The following is a 16,700-nucleotide window of genomic DNA, read 5'->3' on the forward strand; positions in this document are numbered from 1 at the left end:
CGCGGGCGTGACGCGCTACGCATCATTGCCGCTGGCAGCGGACCTGTACAACGACCTGGAGCCATCGCCCAAGAGCAGCTGGCGCGACCTGCTGCCCGGCCTGACGGTCGCGGTGCTGGCAACGATGGCGGCGGGGTTCGTCGCCGACCATTATGGTGCGCCGCTGACGCTGATGGCGCTGCTGATCGGGCTGGCGCTGAACTTCATCGGTGCTGATCCACGCATGGGACCGGGGCTGGGGTTCGCGTCCAAGACGCTGCTGCGGCTGGGCATCGTGCTGGCCGGCGCCCGCATCACCGTGGGGCAGATCATCGACCTTGGGCCGCTGACGCTGCTGGCGGTGCTGGTGATCCTGCTGGCGACGCTGGGCGCGGGGATCGCGTTTGCGCGCGCGGCGGGCCTCGGCAGCGCATTCGGCACGCTGGCGGGCGGCGCGGTGGCGATCTGCGGCGCGTCCGCCGCAATGGCGCTGGCGACGACGTTGGGCGAGCGGCGCGCGAACCAGGCGCAGCTGGCGCTGGTGCTGGTGGGCATTTCCGCCGCCAGCGCCGCCGCGATGTTCCTGTATCCGATACTGGCGCACCAATTGGGGCTGAACGACCGGCAGGCGGGGTTCATGCTGGGCGCGTCGATCCATGACGTCGCGCAGGCGATCGGCGCCGGCTACAGCTTCTCCGACGAGGCGGGCCAGGTGGCGGCGATCGTCAAGCTGACGCGGGTCGCGCTGCTCGCCCCGGTGCTGGCGCTGGTGGCCGCGTTCTTCCGGTCCGAGGACGGCAAGAAGACCGGCATCCCCCTGCCGTGGTTCGTGGTCGGTTTCTTCGTATTCGCCGGGATCAACTCGCTGGGCGTGATCCCGACGATGGTCAGCAACGGGGCGCAGGATGTCGCCACCGCGTGCCTGGCGTGCGCGGTCGCCGCGACCGGCATCCGCGCACCGATGAGCTCGCTGCTAGAAACCGGGTTCAAGCCGCTGCTGGTGATCATCCTTGCCTCGCTGGTCGCGCTGGCGCTGTCGCTGGGCGGGGCGCTGATCCTGCTTTAATCGCTGGCGTCAGGCGGGGGCCTTCAGCCACGCGAAGGCCTGACGCAGCTGTTCGGTCCCGCGCCCGCGGAAAATGTCGCCGTGCGCGAACACCACGGCCTCCGGAGCGAGCGCGATCATCCGGTCGACCTGCGCCCGCACCTCGCCGGCATGGCCGCGCAGGGCGGCGCGGGCGTGCAGTGCGCTGGTGCCGCTGGTCGCCTTCACCGCGCGCATCAGCGGGGCGGTGACGGGGCCGAGTTTCTGCGGATCGAGATTCTCGATGAGGTCGGTCAGCACCAGCGTGCGGCTCGGCTTGTGGAAGAACCATGCCTCCTGAAAGCCGCCGCTACCGGTGACCAGCCCCTGTTCGATGTCGCCGGCCCATGCGGGGGGAGCAGATTGCCCCAGATCGCTGTCGATGCGCAGTTTCGCGCTACGCACCTGCGCACGATCACGCAGCACTGGCACCGCCCAGGTGGTCGCATCGGGATAGGCCGCCTGCCATTCAGGAAGGAACGTCCAGTGCGCCATGCTGGGCGCGACCAAGTGACGGATCGGGCCGAGGTCGCGTAGCGCGCGGGCCAGCGCGGGCGTATATTGCGTGGGCGAATGAAGGACGAGGCCGCCGTCAGCGAGACGAAGCACCGTCATGCGGATCGGCAATTGCATCCCCATCGCGTTGATCGGGCCGCTGTCGACGATCCACAGCCCCTCACCCAGCGGCTTGGGCACGTCGAGCGGCGGATAGGCGATGGCGTTCCTGTCGCGGGGCGCGCCGCGCGTGAGGTACAATGCCGCGCCGATCGCTGCCGCGCCGACGCCCAGCAGAAGCGTCCGTCCGTGTCGCCGTTCGGCCATGTTCCATCTCCCGTATCGATCGGTGCCGGCAGCCGGCCGCATCCCGGCAGGAGGCCCCTGCCCTTTCGGTCAGGAAGCGCCGGAGCGGCCCGCAGGTTCCGCCTGATGCCGCGCGACGAGCTCTGCGCGCAAGACAGGCTTCAGCGTCTTGCCGCTGGCGTTGCGCGGGAACTCCTCGCGCCGGACATCGATGCGCACGGGCACCTTGAAGGGCGCGAGGAGGCGCGCGGCATAAGCGATCAGCTCCTCCTCGGTGACGTCAGCGCCGGGGCGAAGCTGCACCAGCGCGCCGACTTCCTCGCCCAGGATGCGGTGCGGCAGGCCGACGACGGCGGCGTCCATGACATGCGGATGGGCGACCAGGACATCCTCGATCTCCACGCAATAGACGTTCTCGCCGCCGCGGATCAGCATGTCCTTGGCCCGGTCGAGGAGATAGACGAAACCTTCCTCGTCGATGCGGCAGATGTCGCCGGTGTGATACCAGCCGTCGGTGAAGGTTTCGGCGGTCGCCTCCGGCTTGTTCCAATAGCCGACGACCACATTGGGGCCGCGGATCCACAATTCGCCGGCCTGCCCGCGCGGCAGCTCCTGCCCGTCGGCGCCCACCACCTTCACGTCGCAGACCGGAACGGCGAGGCCGACGCTGTCGGGGCGGCGCAGGTAATCCTCCGCGCTGTTGCCAATCGACACCGATGACGTTTCAGTCGCGCCATAGCCCTGGCCGGGCTTGAACCACGGAAACAGCTCAGCGAATTTCAGCGTCAGCTCGGGGGCGATCGCGGCGCCGCCATAGCCGTAGCTGTCGAGGCTGGAGAGATCACGGCGGGCGAAATCGGGGGATTCGAGCACTTGCCACACCATCGCGGGCACGCCTGTGGTGGAATTCACCCGCTCCGCCTCGACCAGTTCCAGGAAGCGTTCGGGGTGCCATTTGTGCATCAGCACCAGCTTCGCGCCCGCCATGACGGTGGGGATCAGCATCGAATTGGTGCCGGTGACGTGGAAAAGCGGGACCGGGAGCAGGTTCACCCGCTGCGGCGCATCAGGATCAGGCGCCGGCAAAGAATCGCCGCGGCGGATGGTGGCGCGGGCGTTGTTGAAGGCGATCGAGATGACGTTGGTGAGGACGTTGCGGTGGGTGCCGAGCGCGCCCTTCGGCCGCCCGGTGGTGCCGCTGGTATAGAGGATGGTGGCGGGGTCATCGGTGTGGAGGCCGGGATCGGGCATGGGATCGTCGGGGAGGTCGGCGTAATCTGCTCGGGGACCGATCAGATGGTCGAGCGGGATCGCGCCGGTGCCGTGATCGGTGTCGCTGCGCACCGAGATAAGTCCGTCGAGCGCGAGATCGGCGACGAAGGGCGCGAGGCGTTCGAGCCGGTCGGCGTCGACGATCGCGACCCGTGCGCCCGAGTCGGTGATGCCATAGGCCAGCTCATCGCCCAGCCCCCAGGCGTTGAGCGGCGTGACGACCGCGCCGACCGAGACGCCGGCCCAGAAGGCGAGCGACCATTCGGGAAGGTTGCGCATGGCGATGACCAGCCGGTCGCCCTTGCGCACCCCGAAGCGATCGTGGAGCACGCGCCCGAGTTGCCCGGCGGCGCGGAAATGCGCGCCATAGCTTTGCCGTTCGCCCTCATAGATGATGAATTCACGGTCGCCCCAGCCGCGACCGAGATCGAACACCTGCCGCAGGTCGTTGAGCGCGTTGGCATAGGTGCGCAGCGGCACGCCGCGGATGACCTCCTCACGCATTTCGAACGGGGCGCCGGGGGCGGTCAGCGTGCGGCAGGTTTCCTCAAGGGAGACTGCGGGCCAGTTTTCAACAACCGGCGCGGCGGCAGCGCGCTTATCCATATGCTCATCCTCTCGCCTCGCCGGTAAGCCGGCTGTTTTAGAATGAGTGTTGGATCGGAGCCGCGGGGGCAAGGCCAAAAGCATCGCCCCCGCGCGAACCGGCTGCTGTCGTGATCAGAAGCGGACCCGGCCGGTCACGCCGTAAAGGCGCGGCTGGCCGATGAACGCGCCATAAGTGCCGCTTTGCAGCGGCTGATCGACGATCACCTGATAATAGTTGGAGTTGGTGAGGTTCTGCGCCCAGACCTCAAGCGACCAGGCCTCGTTGGTGGGTTCGATCCCGACACGGGCGTTGAGCAAGGCGAACGGCTGCTGCACCTTCAACGGATCGAGGTTGGAGCCTGTATTGTAGCTCGACGTCCATTTGAGCGACGCGGACGACAGGAAGTTGAGATCCGAGGTCATCGGCTGTTTCGACGTGAAGCCGCCGGTGACGTTCCACTTCGCCGCATAGGGAAGCTGGTTGCCCGACAGGCGCGTCAGGTTCGGCAGCGGCGGAGGGAAATCGCCGAACTTCGTATCGGCATAGGTCGCGCCGGCGTTCAGCGTCAGGCCCTGAATGCCGGTGTTGTACAGTAGGTCGAGGTCGACGCCCTTTGACGTCACCTTTGGGATCGAGGTCACGACGAAGCTGACCCCGGTGTAGGTGTTGAGCTGGAAGTCCGTGTACGTCTGGTAGAAAGCAGCGATGTTGGCGAGCAGCCGCTGGCCGAGCCAGCTCGTCTTGGTGCCGATTTCGTAGCTTTCGACCTTTTCGGTGGCAAAGGACGTGTCGGGATTGATGACGCCGATCGCGGTGCGGGCGCGATCGAGGTTGAAGCCGCCCGATTTGAAGCCGTTGGCGTAGGAGCCATAGGCCATGACGCTGGGCGAGAAGCGATATTGCAGCTTGGCCGAGCCGGCCCAGCGGTTTTCCGGGCGGCGCTGCTGCGTCGTCACATCGTTGAACGCGACATCCGAGGTGGGCGAGCAGAGCGCGGTGATCGCCGCCGCCGGGAGCCGGCGCGCGAGGGCGGCGGCGCAGGCGTTGGCGGGCGAGGTGTTGGTGTAGTGCGAGGTCGTGCGCTTGACCTCGTCAGTGTAGCGGATGCCCAGCGTCAGATCGAGACCATCGGCGATCGTGAAGGTATTGTCGGTGAAGACCGCGAAGGACGAGGCGCGGTGGCGGTGGAAATCGCGCTGGCCGGTGTTGGGCACGAAATTGCTGCCCGCGGCGATACCGGTGAGCGCCGAGACCGCATTGGGATTGGTGCCCCCGGACAGCAGCAGGCCGAAATAGCGTTCGTAATCGCTGCCGAAGAAGGTGTTCTGGCGCGCTTCCAACCGCTCGTCGGCGTAGAAGACGCCGAGGATCGAGTTGATCCTCTCGCTGTTATAGGCGAGCCGCGCCTCCTGCGAGAACACCTTGAACTGGTTCGAATTGCCGTCCGAGCCCCGATACCAGATGTCGGCGGAGGAATAGTCGATGTCGACGCCGCTGTTCGACTTGTAATAGCGATAGGCGGTGATCGAGGTGAGGCTGAGCGCGTCGCTCAATTCCCAGTCGAGCTGGCCCGAGACGCCGCGGTCGCGGATGCGGAAATCGGTTGGGCGGTTGGCGTAGGTGATGCGGTCGAACGGCTTGCCGTTGCGCAGCGTACCGGCGTCCGGCGCGAGCGCATCGACGAAGGCGGCGGTCGGCCCGGCGATGCTGGGCGCGTTGACGCAGCAATCCTCGTCGCGTTCGGACCAGTCGCCGATCAGCCGGATGTCGACCCGGTCGGTCGGGCGGATGAGCAGCTGGGCACGTACCGTCCAGTTGTTTTCATTGTCGGCGCGCGTGCTGGTGCGCGGGCCGGCGCCGGTGCGCACCTTCCAGAAGCCGTCGCGTTCGCGCTTCAACGCGAAGATGCGGCCCGCGACGGTATCGCCGATCAGCCCGCCGGTCGCCGCGCCGGACACGGTCCAGGCGTTGTAATTGCCGTAGCTGCCGACGAATTCGGCCGATGGATTGAAGCTGGGCGAGGCGGAAATCACGTTGATGACGCCGGCCGACATGTTCTTGCCGAACAGGGTCGATTGCGGGCCCTTCAGCACCTCCACCCGCTCAAGTTCGCCCAGGTCGCCGAAGGCGACGCCGCTGCGTGCGCGATAGACGCCGTCGACGATCGTGCCGACCGAGCTTTCAAGGCCGGGATTGTCGCCCACCGTGCCGACGCCGCGGATACGGATCGAGGTTTGCGCGGGCGAGGTGGAGGAGGTGACGTTGAGGCCAGGGGTGATCGTCTGGAGATCCTTGACGTCGCGCACGCCGGCATTTTCGAGCTGCTGCTGGTTAAGCACCGACACCACGACCGGCACGTCCTGCAGCCGCTGTTCGCGCTTCTGCGCGGTGACGATGATCTCGCCGTCGTCCGCCTGTGGGCTGCGCGTGGCGTCGGCCGTGCTGGTGGCGGGCACCGGTGCGGCGGGATCATTTGCCGGATTGGCGCTGGCCGAAGCGGCTTCCTGCGCCGCCGCGCTGACCGAGACGGTCGATATCGCCAGCGCAAGGATGGACGCGGTAGAACGCAACATCACATTTTCCTCCCATAAAGACGTGCGGCGCGTGTCACGCCGTTCTCGTTCTTCGCCGGTCGCAGAACCGGCATGTTCTTGTACGATCGGAAAGGGTGCGGCGGACCTGCCACTTGTGCCAGGGTGATGAGGCGGGAAGGGTGCGCGCCGCCCGGGCGCTTGAGAGATCGCGCCAAATCCTTATATACTAAGCGTTATGGAATCGATCACCGCACCGGCCGCCGCGAAGGGACGCCCGCGCGAGTTCTGCGTCGACGAGGCGCTGAGCAAGGCGCTCGGCGTGTTCTGGGCTAAGGGCTATGAGGGCGCGTCGATGGCCGACCTCACCGAGGCGATGGGAATCACAAAGCCCAGCCTGTACGCCGCATTCGGCAACAAGGAAGCGCTGTTTCACAAGGCGCTGGACCTCTACGAGGCGGAGAAGCTGGCCTATACCCGCGAGGCGCTGGAGCAGCCGACCGCGCGCGCGGTGGCCGAGCATTTCATGCGCGGTGCGATCGACGCGCAGACCAGCAAGTGCGATCCCAAGGGGTGCCTGGGGGTGATCAGCGCAACGGCGTGCGGCGCGGAGGCGGAATCGATCAAGGCCGACGTGATCCAGCGGCGCGCCTCGTCGCAGGCGGCGCTGGTCGAGCGGTTTTGCCAGGCCAAGCGCGACGGCGACCTGCCCGACCATGTCGATCCCGAGGCGCTGACGTCGTACCTCTACGCGATCCTGCAGGGCATGGCGGTACAGGCCGGATCGGGCGCGAGCCGTGCGGAACTGGAACGCGTGGTCGAGATCAGCCTGATGATGTGGCCCACCGCCTGAGCCAGGCGCCGGTGCGGGGCTGAAGCGCGGCCGCCTCCCTTGTCATCCCGGGGACACACCCGTTATTCTGCATGGTGAATTGCAGCCGACGCGATTTCTGATCGTGCGCAAAGCCGCCAACGTCCTCTATCATTGCCGGCGCGGCCACCGTTGGGCCGTAGCCCGGCGATGCTGAGAGGATGATCGGCTTGATTACATTGGAAGCGGTTTCGCTGCCCCGCAAACCGCGCTGGTATTCGCACCTTTACGTCCAGGTGCTGATCGCGATTACCGCCGGCGTGCTGCTGGGCCATTTCGCACCCGGCACGGGCGAGGCGATGAAGCCGATCGGCGATGGCTTCATCAAGCTGGTGAAGATGATCATCGTGCCGGTGATCTTCCTGACCATCGTCACCGGAATCGCGGGGATGCGCGACCTGAGCGCGGTCGGGCGCGTCGCGGGCAAGGCGTTCGCCTATTTCCTGTTCTTTTCCACGCTGGCGCTGATCGTCGGGTTGATCGTCGCCAATGTCGTGCGCCCGGGCGCGGGGCTCAACATCGATCCCGCGACGCTCGACCCCTCGCGGGTCGCGACCTATTCGGAACAGGCGCACGAGACGACGCTGACCGGGTTCCTGATGAGCATCATCCCCGACACGTTCCTCTCGGCGCTGACCGACGGCAACATCCTGCAGACCTTGTTCGTGGCGATCCTGTTCGGCATCGGGCTGGCGATGATCGGCGAGCGCGGCAACCGGCTGCTCGTCGCGCTGAACGACGTGTCGCTTGCGGTGTTCAAGATCGTCGCGATCCTGATGAAGGCGGCGCCGGTGGGCGCATTCGGCGCGATGGCGTTCACGATCGGGCGCTATGGCGTGGGAACGCTGGCCAATCTCGCCGCGCTGGTCGGCACCTTCTACCTGACGTCGCTATTGTTCGTCATTGTGGTGCTGGGCGCGGTGGCGCGGCTGTGCGGTTTTTCGATCTTTCGCTTGATCGCCTATCTGAAGGCCGAATTGCTGTTGGTGCTGGGCACGTCATCGTCGGAAAGCGCACTGCCCTCGCTGATCGAGAAGATGGAGCGGGCGGGCTGCCCCAAGACAGTCGTCGGCCTGGTCGTGCCGACCGGCTATTCGTTCAACCTGGACGGCACCAACATCTACATGACGCTCGCCGCGCTGTTCATCGCGCAGGCGTGCAACGTCGAGCTGACGCTGGGGCAGCAATTGCTGTTGCTGGGCGTGGCGATGCTGTCGTCGAAGGGCGCGGCGGGGGTGACGGGTGCCGGCTTCATCACGCTGGCCGCGACACTGTCGATCGTGCCCGACGTGCCGATCGCGGGCATGGCGCTGATCCTGGGTGTCGACCGGTTCATGTCGGAATGCCGCAGCCTGACGAACTTCATCGGCAATGCCGTGGCGACGATCGTGGTCGCGCGCTGGGAGGGGCGGCTGGATCGCGAGCAGCTCGACGCGGCGCTGTCCGGCCGGGCGGTGCCGATCGACGATCAGCCGGCCGGGGCAGTGCCGGCCGGGTGAAGCGCGGTCAGTGCGCAGGGAGCGGCTGCACCGCGCGGCGGATCACGTCGGCATAGCCGCGCGAGATGCACTGGAAACCGTCGTAATAGCCGCGCGCCACCAGCAGCCGGTGCATCGCGCGCAGCCGATAGGGCGGCACACCCGCCGCGAGATGGTGTTCGAGATGGAAGTGAACGTCGTTGGGGGCAACGAACAGCTTCTCCCACCAGCGCGCGACGGTCGTGGAGGTGTTGCGGCGCGGGTCGAGATCGCTGCGCTCCTCCGCCACGCCATGCTCGCCAATCTGGCGGAGGCGAACGATCGCGGGATAGACGAACAATTGCGCCGCCCACCACAGGCCATAGGCCCACCAGCCGCCGGCGAGCGCAAGCGCGGTGAACAGGGCGAGGTGGAACGCGACCCACGGCCATTGCTCCGCCAGCCGGAACGTCTTCAGCTCGCGCGCCAGATCCCGAACGCCGGTGCGCCCGGTCAGGTCGCGCACGAACTTGCGGCGCAGCGAGGCACGGGTGACGGGATAGGCGCGGACGAAGCCGATGTCGGGATCCTGCGGCGTGCCGGCGAAGCGATGATGCTTCAGATGGTAGCTGCGGTATTTCGCCAGCGACGTATTCATCGGATAGCCCGCCAGCCACTGCCCCGCGATCTCGTTCGCACGGCGCGAGGCGAACAGCGCATTGTGGGCGCAATCATGGACGATGATGCCGAGCCCGAGCTGGCGCCCGGCGAGCAGCAGGACGGCAAGCACGATCGTCAGCGGATTGGGCCAGGCGATCGCCAGCGCAAAGGCGAACGCGATGATCGCCCAATTGACGGCGATCGTCCAGGCGCCGCGCAGGTTGGACGGTCGCATCAGCGCCGCCAGTTCATCCTTGCTGAGAAAATCGGTGATCGGTGCGGGCTTCATGCGTAGGCTCCCCGAATGACCGGGCAACTTGTAACGCATAATGACGGCGTGAGTCAATTTTCGTTACAAGACTGGCGAGCCCCCTTGTCCGGGCGATCGCTGGCACTGGGGTTCCTGTCAGCGGTGCGGCGCCCGATGCGGGTCGCCGAGCTGGTGCGGCGCGGCGAGGTAATGGGCCTGGATGGCGGCGCGATGCGCGTGGCGCTGGGCCGTCTGTGCCGCGAGGGCACGGTGCAGCAGGTCAAACGCGGGCTGTACGCGATCGGTCCCGGCGGCAAGGCGCTCGACGAGCGGGCACGTGGCTGGGCGAGCGCGGAAACGCGCGTGCGGGACTGGGACGGGCGATGGCTGATCGTGCTGGTCGACCATCTGGGTCGCAGCGACCGTCGCCGGCTGCGCGAACGCGAACGGGCGCTGACGCTCCATGGCCTGGCGCGGACGCCGTCGGGCGCTTGGGTGCGGCCACACAATCTGGCCGATCCGATGCCGCAGCTTGCCCGGCAGCTTCATGCGATCGGGCTCGACCGCGAGGCGACGATCATCGGCGACGCATGTTCGAGTGATGACTCGGCCTGGAAAGCGCTGTGGCCGCGCGACGCGATCGAGGCGGGGTATCGCCATTGGATCGGCGAGATGGACGCCAGCGCCGCGCGGCTGCCGACGATGACGGCCGACGGGGCGGCGCGCGAGACATTGCTGCTTGGCCAATCGGTGATCCGCGCGATCAATCGTGATCCGATGCTGCCCTCCGCCCTGATCGACACCGGGCTGCGCGCGGCGATGATCGATGCGATGCGGCATTATGATGCGGTGGGCAAAGCCGCCTGGGACCAGGTGGCATAGAGTCTGCACGGGCCCGAAGGACCTCGTGAGCGCCGCCATGAAGAATAAGCGGGGGCGGTCGAAGTAGCCGCCAAGTTGATCCAAGTTGCTCAGAAAGTTTGGCAAAGCGCCTGGCACTGACGCGACCATCCGCCCGCTCGTTTGTTGGAGGCAACAGGCAGGGGCTTCCTTGCCGGGGAATGGAGGATCGACGGAACAATTGCGGGCCGCCGCCCCAGCGCGAGGGACAAAATAGGTGTCCGGAAGCGCAAGTCGGTGAGGCGCGGATCGCTAGACCAATGACGACACCCGCGCTTCACGCCTCGGACCGCTCGCAGCACCTGCGCAAGGAAGCGTCGGCCGGACCTTCTGCCGGACCTTGCCGCGACAGGCACGCACGATCCCCATCGCCCGTGACGCACAACAGGAGAGAAAGATGATGAAGACAGTTGGTCTTACCATGGCGATGGCGCTGGCCGGAACCGCGCTGCCAGCAATGGCGCAAACCCCGCCCCCGCCGCCCCCACCCGAAGCGAAGACCGAGGCCGCGCCCTATGTGATGGCGGCGGGCAAGAGCGACCTCTACGAAATCAATTCAAGCAAGATCGCGCTAGAGAAGGCGCAGCGGCCAGAAGTGAAACGCTATGCCCAGATGCTGATCGATCACCATCAGACCACCACGGCAGCGACCATGGCCGCCGCGCGCAAGGCCGGGATGACCCCGCCACCCCCGGCACTCGATGCCGGTGTGACCGCGTCGCTGGCCGAATTGCAGAATGCGGCGCCGGGCGATTTCGACCGCCTGTACCTGGCGCAGCAGGTGCCCGCGCACCAGGCCGCGCTTGACCTGCACCGCAGCTATGGCACCGGCGGCGACCAGCCGGCGCTGCGTTCCTCCGCCAACAAGGCCGTGCCCGTCGTGCGCCAGCACCTGACCGACGCGCAGCGCATGATGAAAGCGACCGCAAAGTCCGGTAGCATGTGAATCATGAACCGCGCGCGGCGGTGATCGCCGCGCGTGACCGGGGGGCGTTGCGGCGCGGCGCCCTCCCCTTGCACATGGGCAAACCCTTATGCGGATCCATCACCTGAATTGCGGCACCGATTGTCCGGTGGGCGGCGCGCTGTACGACGGGCGCAGCCTGGGCGTTCACGGCACGCTCGTCTGCCATTGCCTGTTGATCGAAACCGATGCTCACGGCCTGGTGCTGGTGGATACCGGCTATGGCCTGAACGATGTGCACCATCCGCATGAACACGGGGGGATCCGCATCCCGCGGCCGTGGCGGGCAATGCTGAACATCAAGCTGCGCGAGGAAGATACCGCGATCCGGCAGGTCGAGGCGATGGGTTTTCGCCCCAGCGACGTGCGGCACATCATCGTCACGCACCTCGATTTCGACCATGCCGGCGGGCTGGACGACTTTCCCGCCGCGACCGTGCACGTGATGCAGCGCGAGTTCGACGATGCGACGACGGCGCACGATGCCTTTGTCGCGCGCAACCGCTGGCGCACGCCGCAGCTCAACGATGTGCGCAATTGGCGCCGATACAGCTCGGCCGGGGAGCCGTGGTTCGGGTTCGATGCGGTGCGCGACCTGCCCGGGCTGCCGCCCGAGATCCTGATGATCCCGCTACCCGGCCACACCTGGGGCCATGCCGGCGTCGCGGTGCAGCGCGATGACGGGCGCTGGCTGCTGCACGCGGGCGACGCCTATTTCTATCGCGGCGAGATGCGCACCGCGCGGCGGCGATGCACCCCGGGGCTACGCGCCTACCAGCGGCTGATGGAGGTCAGCGCGGAGCATCGCCTAGGCAACCAGGATCGGCTGCGCGCGCTATCGCTGGAACGCCGCGGTGACGTATCGATCGCCTGCGCGCACGATCCGGTCGAACTGGAGCGCTGCCAGGCGGGCCGGCCGCTGTAGTAGCCCAGCGGACCGCGACAAGCGGACGAGGTGTTCCGCGGTCAGCGGCCGCGGAACGTCACGTCTTCAGCCAGAATCGGATCAGCGTTGCCACGATCCCGACGGCAGATACGCTGAGCGCCCAGATGAACGCCATCCACCCGACCCGCTGCCACAAGGGCACGTCCATATCCATCAATGATAACCCTCCATGCCAACCTTCCCGCGGAACACCCAATAGGACCAGGCCGTGTAGACCAGGATGATCGGCACCAGCACCAGCGCGCCGACCAGCATGAATATCTGGCTGCGTTCGGGCGCCGCGGCCTCCCAGATCGTCAGCGCCTCCGGCACGACATAGGGCCACATGCTGATCCCCAGCCCAATAAAGCTCACCAGGAACAAGGCCAGCGCGAGGAAGAACGGTCGCGCCTCGCGCCGGCGGCGCAGCGAACGGTGAAAGGCGAAGGCGATGATCGCGCTGAGCAGCGGCACCTGAGACGTGAGATAGATCGCCGGCTCGCCCAGCCATTTCTGGCGGTAATCGGCGTCGAGGCCGAGGGTGGCGAAGCTGACCAGCACGATAGCAACCAGGGTCGCCTGGAAGAAGCGGGCGGCAAGGCGATACGCGTGATTCTGCGTCGGCCCTTCCGTCTTCCAGATCAGCCAGGTGGCGCCGAGCAGGCCATAGCCGCACACCACGCTGATCCCCGTGAGCATGCTGAACGGGCTCGCCCAATCTAGCCACCCGCCGGCATAGGCGCGATCGGCAACCGTCACCCCCTGAAGCAGCGCGCCCAATATCACCCCTTGCGAAAAGGCAGCGACGAACGAGCCGGCGGTGAAGGCGAAATCCCAGCCGGCGCGATGTGCCGGATCACGCCAGCGCGCCTCAAAGGCGACGCCGCGAAAGACCAGGCCGAGCAGCATGGCGATGATCGGCGGGTAGAGCCCGGTCATCACCACGCCATAGGCCAGCGGAAAGGCCGCCAGCAGCCCTCCGCCGCCGAGCACCAGCCACGTCTCGTTCCCGTCCCACACCGGCGCGATCGCATTCATCGCCTGATCGCGCTCCGGCCCGACGCCAAAGGCGGGGAAGAGGATGCCGATCCCCAGATCGAACCCGTCCATCACCACATAGGCGAAGACCGCAAAGGCCAGGATGAAGGCCCATACGATCGTGAGGTCGATGTTGACGCCCATGGCTCAGGCTCCCGCCAGTTGCGTGGGACCAGGCGTGATGCCGGCGGTGCGGATCGGACCCGAACCCTCTGTTGGTTCGGGCTCGTGGATCTGCACGCCCTTGTTCATCAGGCGAAGGATGTACCAGGTGCCAAAGCCGAACACCGCGAAATAGACGATGATGAAGGCGACGAGCGAGGCGGCGACGGCAGGTGCCGCAAGCGGCGACACGCTGTCCGCGGTCGTGAGCAGGCCGTAGATCGTGTAGGGCTGGCGTCCGACCTCGGTTGTCACCCAGCCAGCGATCACCGCCACGAACCCCGACGGCCCCATCAGCACCGCCGCGCGATGCAGAAGGGGCGTATCGTACAAGCGGCCGGTGGCGCGCGCATACAGGCTCCACAGGCCGAGCGTGAGCATCGCCAGGCCTGTCAGCACCATGATACGAAAGGCCCAGAACACCATTCCCACCGGCGGCTGTTCAGCGAGCGGCACGGTGTTGAGCCCGGCGAGCGGGGCGTTCAGATCATGCTTCAGGATCAGCGACGACAATTTGGGGATCTCCACCGCGTGATCGACCCGCCGCTCCTGTGAATTGGGGATGCCGAACAGGATCAGCGGCGCGCCATCAGGGTAGCTTTGATAATGCCCCTCCATCGCCATCACCTTGACCGGCTGATGATCGAGCGTGTTGAGCCCATGCATGTCGCCGGCGATGATCTGCAGCGGGGCGACGATCGCGGCCATCCACATCGCCATCGACAACATGGTCCGCGCCGCCTCGCCGGATCGCGGTGCGTCGGCGATCAGTTCCCGGGGATCGCTGCCCTCGTGCGAGGCGACGGAATGGCCACGTCGCTGCTTGAGCAATTGCCAGGCGCCGACCGCGCCGACCGCGAAGGCCGTGGTCAGATAGGCGGCCAGAACGGTGTGCAGCAGCCGATAGGGGAAACTGGGGCTGACGATGATCGCCATCCAGTCCGGCCCCGGCACGAACTGGCCATCCGAATTCATCGCATAGCCGGTCGGCGTCTGCATCCAGCTGTTGACGCTGATGATCCAGATCGCGGAGATCAATGTGCCCGCCGCGACCATAAGCGTGGCGAAGAAGTGGAGCGACCGCCCGACCTTCTTCATCCCGAACAGCATGACGCCGAGGAATCCTGCCTCCAGGAAGAAAGCGGTCAGCACCTCATAGGCCATGAGCGGACCGATCACGGGCCCCGCCTTGTCGGAGAAGACCGCCCAATTGGTGCCAAACTGATAGGACATGACGATGCCCGACACGACGCCCATGGCGAAGGTGATGGCGAAAATCTTCAGCCAGAAGCGGAACAGGTCGAGATAGACCGCGCGCCCGGTGCGCAGCCACAAGCCCTCAAGAACGGCCAGATAGCTCGCCAGCCCGATCGAGAAGGCCGGAAAGATGAAATGGAAGCTGACCGTGAAGGCAAACTGGATGCGGGCGAGGAGCAGTGCATCAAGGCCATCGAACATCGGCGTTCATCCTCAAGAAGCGCGCAACCGCCGGACGTGTGCGGAATCTTGAGGTCGAAGCCGACCACGGCGATACCCGTAAGTCCCACAGGGGCCGGCGGACGCACGTCCGGAACCGACGGATGCGCACCCGTCGACCTTTTGCTAACCAGAGCACACCAAAGGCAGGGGAGGCAGGTCTGGTCGGCACCCGCGTCGATGGTGCAATCGTTAGGTGTTAGGTGAAATGGTAGCGAATGAGGCTCTGGGCGATAGCGTCGCAATCCTGCGGCAGATCGCATCGGAGCATGGCGCCGATATGGTGGCGCGTTTCTACGACACGCTGCTGCAGGACGAAGAGGCGCAGCGGTTCCTCAGCCATTCGGTGGTCCACGGGCGGCTGAGCGCCTCACTGCTCGACTGGCTGACGGCGCTGTTCGACGAGGCCGATATCCGCGATTGCCCACACCTGCAGGAAAGCCAGCGCGTGATCGGGCAGGTTCACGCGCGGATCAACATTCCCATCCATCTGGTGATGCAGGGCGCGGCGACACTGAAAGCGCGGCTGGCGCAGCTTCTCTCCGCGCGTGCGGAGCCGCAACGCTGCCTGGCGGCGCTCCAGCTGGCGCATGAGCGGATCGACGTCGCAATCATGATGATGAGCCAGGCCTATGTGAAGGACACAACTGCTCGGGCTCGGCTCGATGAGGCATACCGGCTGTTCTCGATCGATCAGGACGTCTCCACCGAGAAGGAGGCGCAGAAGGCAAGCCTGATGGAGTGGAGCCAGAAGACGCTGTTCAGCCTGTTGCAGGGGGAGGCTGATCGCGGGCTAACGCGGCTGCTGGATTCTCCCTTCGGGCTGTGGCTGCGGCACCGCGCGAGCTTCATGTTCGAACGATCGGTGATCTACCAGGACCTGCTGGCGGAGACGCAGCGGATCGACCGCGTGCTGCTGCCCGAACTGGAAACGACTGGCGGTCCGAACCAGCGCATGGAGACGCTGTCCGAACTGCAGGCCGCGGTGAGCCGGGTATCGGCGCTGGTCATGGAGCTGTTTCAAAGCCTGACGGCGCTCGAAAGCGGGCGCGACCCGCTCACCCGCGCGCTGAACCGTCGGTTCCTGCCGGCAATCCTCGGGCGGGAGATCGAATTCGCCACGGCGAACGACAGCGGGCTGTGCATCATCCTGCTCGACGTCGACCATTTCAAACGGATCAACGATCGGCACGGGCACCAGACCGGTGATCTGGCGCTCCGTCAGGTGGCGCAGATCGTCATGGATCATGTGCGACCAAGCGACTTCGTCTTCCGCTATGGCGGCGAGGAATTCCTGATCGTGCTTAACGAAACGCACGCCGGGCAGGCGCACGAGATTGCGGAACGTATCCGGGCTGCATTGCAGAAGACGCGGATCGATGCCGGGAGCGACGATCCACTGGCGATCACCGCGTCTATGGGGGTGGCGGAGCATCATGGCCATCCCGATCAGGCGCATCTGATCAAGGCTGCGGACGCGGCGCTGTATCGGGCGAAGGCGGCCGGCCGCAACCGAATCGAGATAGCGCCGACAGCGAGCTGATGCCGCTCCCCAGCGCAGTCAGCACGAGCGGCTGTGTCGGCCAGCCGCCTTGCGTTCCAGTTCCTTGGCCAGGCCCTACAAACGACAACGCCGCCCTGAAGGGCGGCGTGTGTGTGTATTGGTTGCGGGGACAGGATTTGAACCTGTGACCTTCAGGTTATGAGCCTGACGAGCTACCGGGCTGCTCCACCCCGCGAC

General features: G+C 66.3%; 14 protein-coding genes and 1 tRNA gene. 7 read left to right on the forward strand and 8 right to left on the reverse strand.

All coding sequences use genetic code 11. From position 1 onward, the window contains the following. The first annotated feature begins 7 nt into the window (after positions 1-7). Complete coding sequence (locus tag ACH0BU_RS10290; RefSeq protein WP_296220189.1) at positions 8-1,045, forward strand: YeiH family protein; 1,038 nt, start codon at positions 8-10, stop codon at positions 1,043-1,045. Between the two features lie 9 nt (positions 1,046-1,054). Here the strand turns inward: ACH0BU_RS10290 and ACH0BU_RS10295 are convergent, their stop codons facing one another. From ACH0BU_RS10295 to ACH0BU_RS10305, 3 genes are all read right to left on the reverse strand, one after another. Next, positions 1,055-1,885: a DUF4336 domain-containing protein gene (locus ACH0BU_RS10295; RefSeq protein WP_125945646.1), complete on the reverse strand. Its 831-nt coding sequence runs from the start codon at positions 1,883-1,885 to the stop codon at positions 1,055-1,057. Positions 1,886-1,954: 69 nt separating this feature from the next. Further along, a complete protein-coding gene (locus ACH0BU_RS10300) occupies positions 1,955-3,742 on the reverse strand; it encodes a class I adenylate-forming enzyme family protein (protein WP_296220186.1) in 1,788 nt (595 codons plus the stop codon). Between the two features lie 114 nt (positions 3,743-3,856). Beyond that, on the reverse strand, positions 3,857-6,298 hold the full coding sequence (locus ACH0BU_RS10305) for a TonB-dependent receptor (protein WP_296220184.1): 2,442 nt from the start codon (positions 6,296-6,298) through the stop codon (positions 3,857-3,859). A 196-nt stretch (positions 6,299-6,494) separates the two neighbouring features. On the opposite strand from ACH0BU_RS10305, the gene ACH0BU_RS10310 reads away from it, so the two are divergent. Together ACH0BU_RS10310 and ACH0BU_RS10315 are read left to right on the forward strand one after the other, a co-directional pair. After that, positions 6,495-7,109, forward strand: a complete 615-nt coding sequence (locus ACH0BU_RS10310; protein WP_500264014.1) for a TetR/AcrR family transcriptional regulator — start codon at positions 6,495-6,497, stop codon at positions 7,107-7,109. A 179-nt stretch (positions 7,110-7,288) separates the two neighbouring features. Beyond that, entirely contained in the window at positions 7,289-8,626 is a 1,338-nt protein-coding gene (locus tag ACH0BU_RS10315; RefSeq protein WP_296220180.1) for a dicarboxylate/amino acid:cation symporter, read from the forward strand. A gap of 7 nt (positions 8,627-8,633) precedes the next feature. Here the strand turns inward: ACH0BU_RS10315 and ACH0BU_RS10320 are convergent, their stop codons facing one another. Continuing rightward, a complete protein-coding gene (locus ACH0BU_RS10320) occupies positions 8,634-9,533 on the reverse strand; it encodes a fatty acid desaturase family protein (RefSeq protein ID WP_296220178.1) in 900 nt (299 codons plus the stop codon). Between the two features lie 84 nt (positions 9,534-9,617). On the opposite strand from ACH0BU_RS10320, the gene ACH0BU_RS10325 reads away from it, so the two are divergent. The 3 genes from ACH0BU_RS10325 (at position 9,618) to ACH0BU_RS10335 (ending at position 12,283) form a co-directional block, all read left to right on the forward strand. Beyond that, a complete protein-coding gene (locus ACH0BU_RS10325; protein WP_296220176.1) occupies positions 9,618-10,376 on the forward strand; it encodes a hypothetical protein in 759 nt (252 codons plus the stop codon). Positions 10,377-10,794: 418 nt separating this feature from the next. Next, entirely contained in the window at positions 10,795-11,340 is a 546-nt protein-coding gene (locus ACH0BU_RS10330; RefSeq protein WP_500264015.1) for a DUF4142 domain-containing protein, read from the forward strand. Positions 11,341-11,428: 88 nt separating this feature from the next. After that, complete coding sequence (locus ACH0BU_RS10335) at positions 11,429-12,283, forward strand: MBL fold metallo-hydrolase (protein WP_296220171.1); 855 nt, start codon at positions 11,429-11,431, stop codon at positions 12,281-12,283. 58 nt (positions 12,284-12,341) lie between these two features. Here the strand turns inward: ACH0BU_RS10335 and ACH0BU_RS10340 are convergent, their stop codons facing one another. The 3 genes from ACH0BU_RS10340 to ACH0BU_RS10350 are packed head-to-tail and all read right to left on the reverse strand — an operon-like array spanning position 12,342 to position 14,941. Then, on the reverse strand, positions 12,342-12,458 hold the full coding sequence (locus ACH0BU_RS10340; protein ID WP_082102772.1) for a DUF2474 domain-containing protein: 117 nt from the start codon (positions 12,456-12,458) through the stop codon (positions 12,342-12,344). Continuing rightward, positions 12,458-13,465, reverse strand: coding sequence for a cytochrome d ubiquinol oxidase subunit II (cydB, locus tag ACH0BU_RS10345; RefSeq protein WP_136450340.1), 1,008 nt, complete (start codon positions 13,463-13,465; stop codon positions 12,458-12,460). The genes ACH0BU_RS10340 and cydB overlap by 1 nt, the downstream gene beginning before the upstream one ends. 3 nt (positions 13,466-13,468) lie before the next feature. Continuing rightward, a complete protein-coding gene (locus ACH0BU_RS10350) occupies positions 13,469-14,941 on the reverse strand; it encodes a cytochrome ubiquinol oxidase subunit I (RefSeq protein WP_136450339.1) in 1,473 nt (490 codons plus the stop codon). Positions 14,942-15,167: 226 nt separating this feature from the next. Here ACH0BU_RS10350 and ACH0BU_RS10355 point away from each other — a divergent pair, with 226 nt between their 5' ends. Then, a complete protein-coding gene (locus tag ACH0BU_RS10355; protein WP_296220167.1) occupies positions 15,168-16,502 on the forward strand; it encodes a GGDEF domain-containing protein in 1,335 nt (444 codons plus the stop codon). 119 nt (positions 16,503-16,621) lie between these two features. Here ACH0BU_RS10355 and ACH0BU_RS10360 read toward each other — a convergent pair. Then, a tRNA-Met gene (locus ACH0BU_RS10360) sits at positions 16,622-16,698 on the reverse strand. Positions 16,699-16,700: the final 2 nt, after the last annotated feature.

Source organism: Sphingomonas olei, assembly GCF_045369765.1.
In the GTDB taxonomy this organism is placed as follows: domain Bacteria; phylum Pseudomonadota; class Alphaproteobacteria; order Sphingomonadales; family Sphingomonadaceae; genus Sphingomonas; species Sphingomonas panaciterrae.

Excerpts from the sequence above, each read along its gene's own strand:
- ACH0BU_RS10310 (WP_500264014.1), top strand. The coding sequence starts at position 6,495 with ATGGAATCGATCACCGCACCGGCCGCCGCGAAGGGACGCCCGCGCGAG.
- ACH0BU_RS10305 (WP_296220184.1), bottom strand. The coding sequence starts at position 6,298 with ATGTTGCGTTCTACCGCGTCCATCCTTGCGCTGGCGATATCGACCGTC.
- ACH0BU_RS10330 (WP_500264015.1), top strand. The coding sequence starts at position 10,795 with ATGAAGACAGTTGGTCTTACCATGGCGATGGCGCTGGCCGGAACCGCG.
- ACH0BU_RS10350 (WP_136450339.1), bottom strand. The coding sequence starts at position 14,941 with ATGTTCGATGGCCTTGATGCACTGCTCCTCGCCCGCATCCAGTTTGCC.
- ACH0BU_RS10320 (WP_296220178.1), bottom strand. The coding sequence starts at position 9,533 with ATGAAGCCCGCACCGATCACCGATTTTCTCAGCAAGGATGAACTGGCG.
- ACH0BU_RS10315 (WP_296220180.1), top strand. The coding sequence starts at position 7,289 with ATGATCGGCTTGATTACATTGGAAGCGGTTTCGCTGCCCCGCAAACCG.
- cydB (WP_136450340.1), bottom strand. The coding sequence starts at position 13,465 with ATGGGCGTCAACATCGACCTCACGATCGTATGGGCCTTCATCCTGGCC.
- ACH0BU_RS10340 (WP_082102772.1), bottom strand. The coding sequence starts at position 12,458 with ATGGATATGGACGTGCCCTTGTGGCAGCGGGTCGGGTGGATGGCGTTC.
- ACH0BU_RS10300 (WP_296220186.1), bottom strand. The coding sequence starts at position 3,742 with ATGGATAAGCGCGCTGCCGCCGCGCCGGTTGTTGAAAACTGGCCCGCA.
- ACH0BU_RS10295 (WP_125945646.1), bottom strand. The coding sequence starts at position 1,885 with ATGGCCGAACGGCGACACGGACGGACGCTTCTGCTGGGCGTCGGCGCG.
- ACH0BU_RS10355 (WP_296220167.1), top strand. The coding sequence starts at position 15,168 with ATGGTAGCGAATGAGGCTCTGGGCGATAGCGTCGCAATCCTGCGGCAG.
- ACH0BU_RS10335 (WP_296220171.1), top strand. The coding sequence starts at position 11,429 with ATGCGGATCCATCACCTGAATTGCGGCACCGATTGTCCGGTGGGCGGC.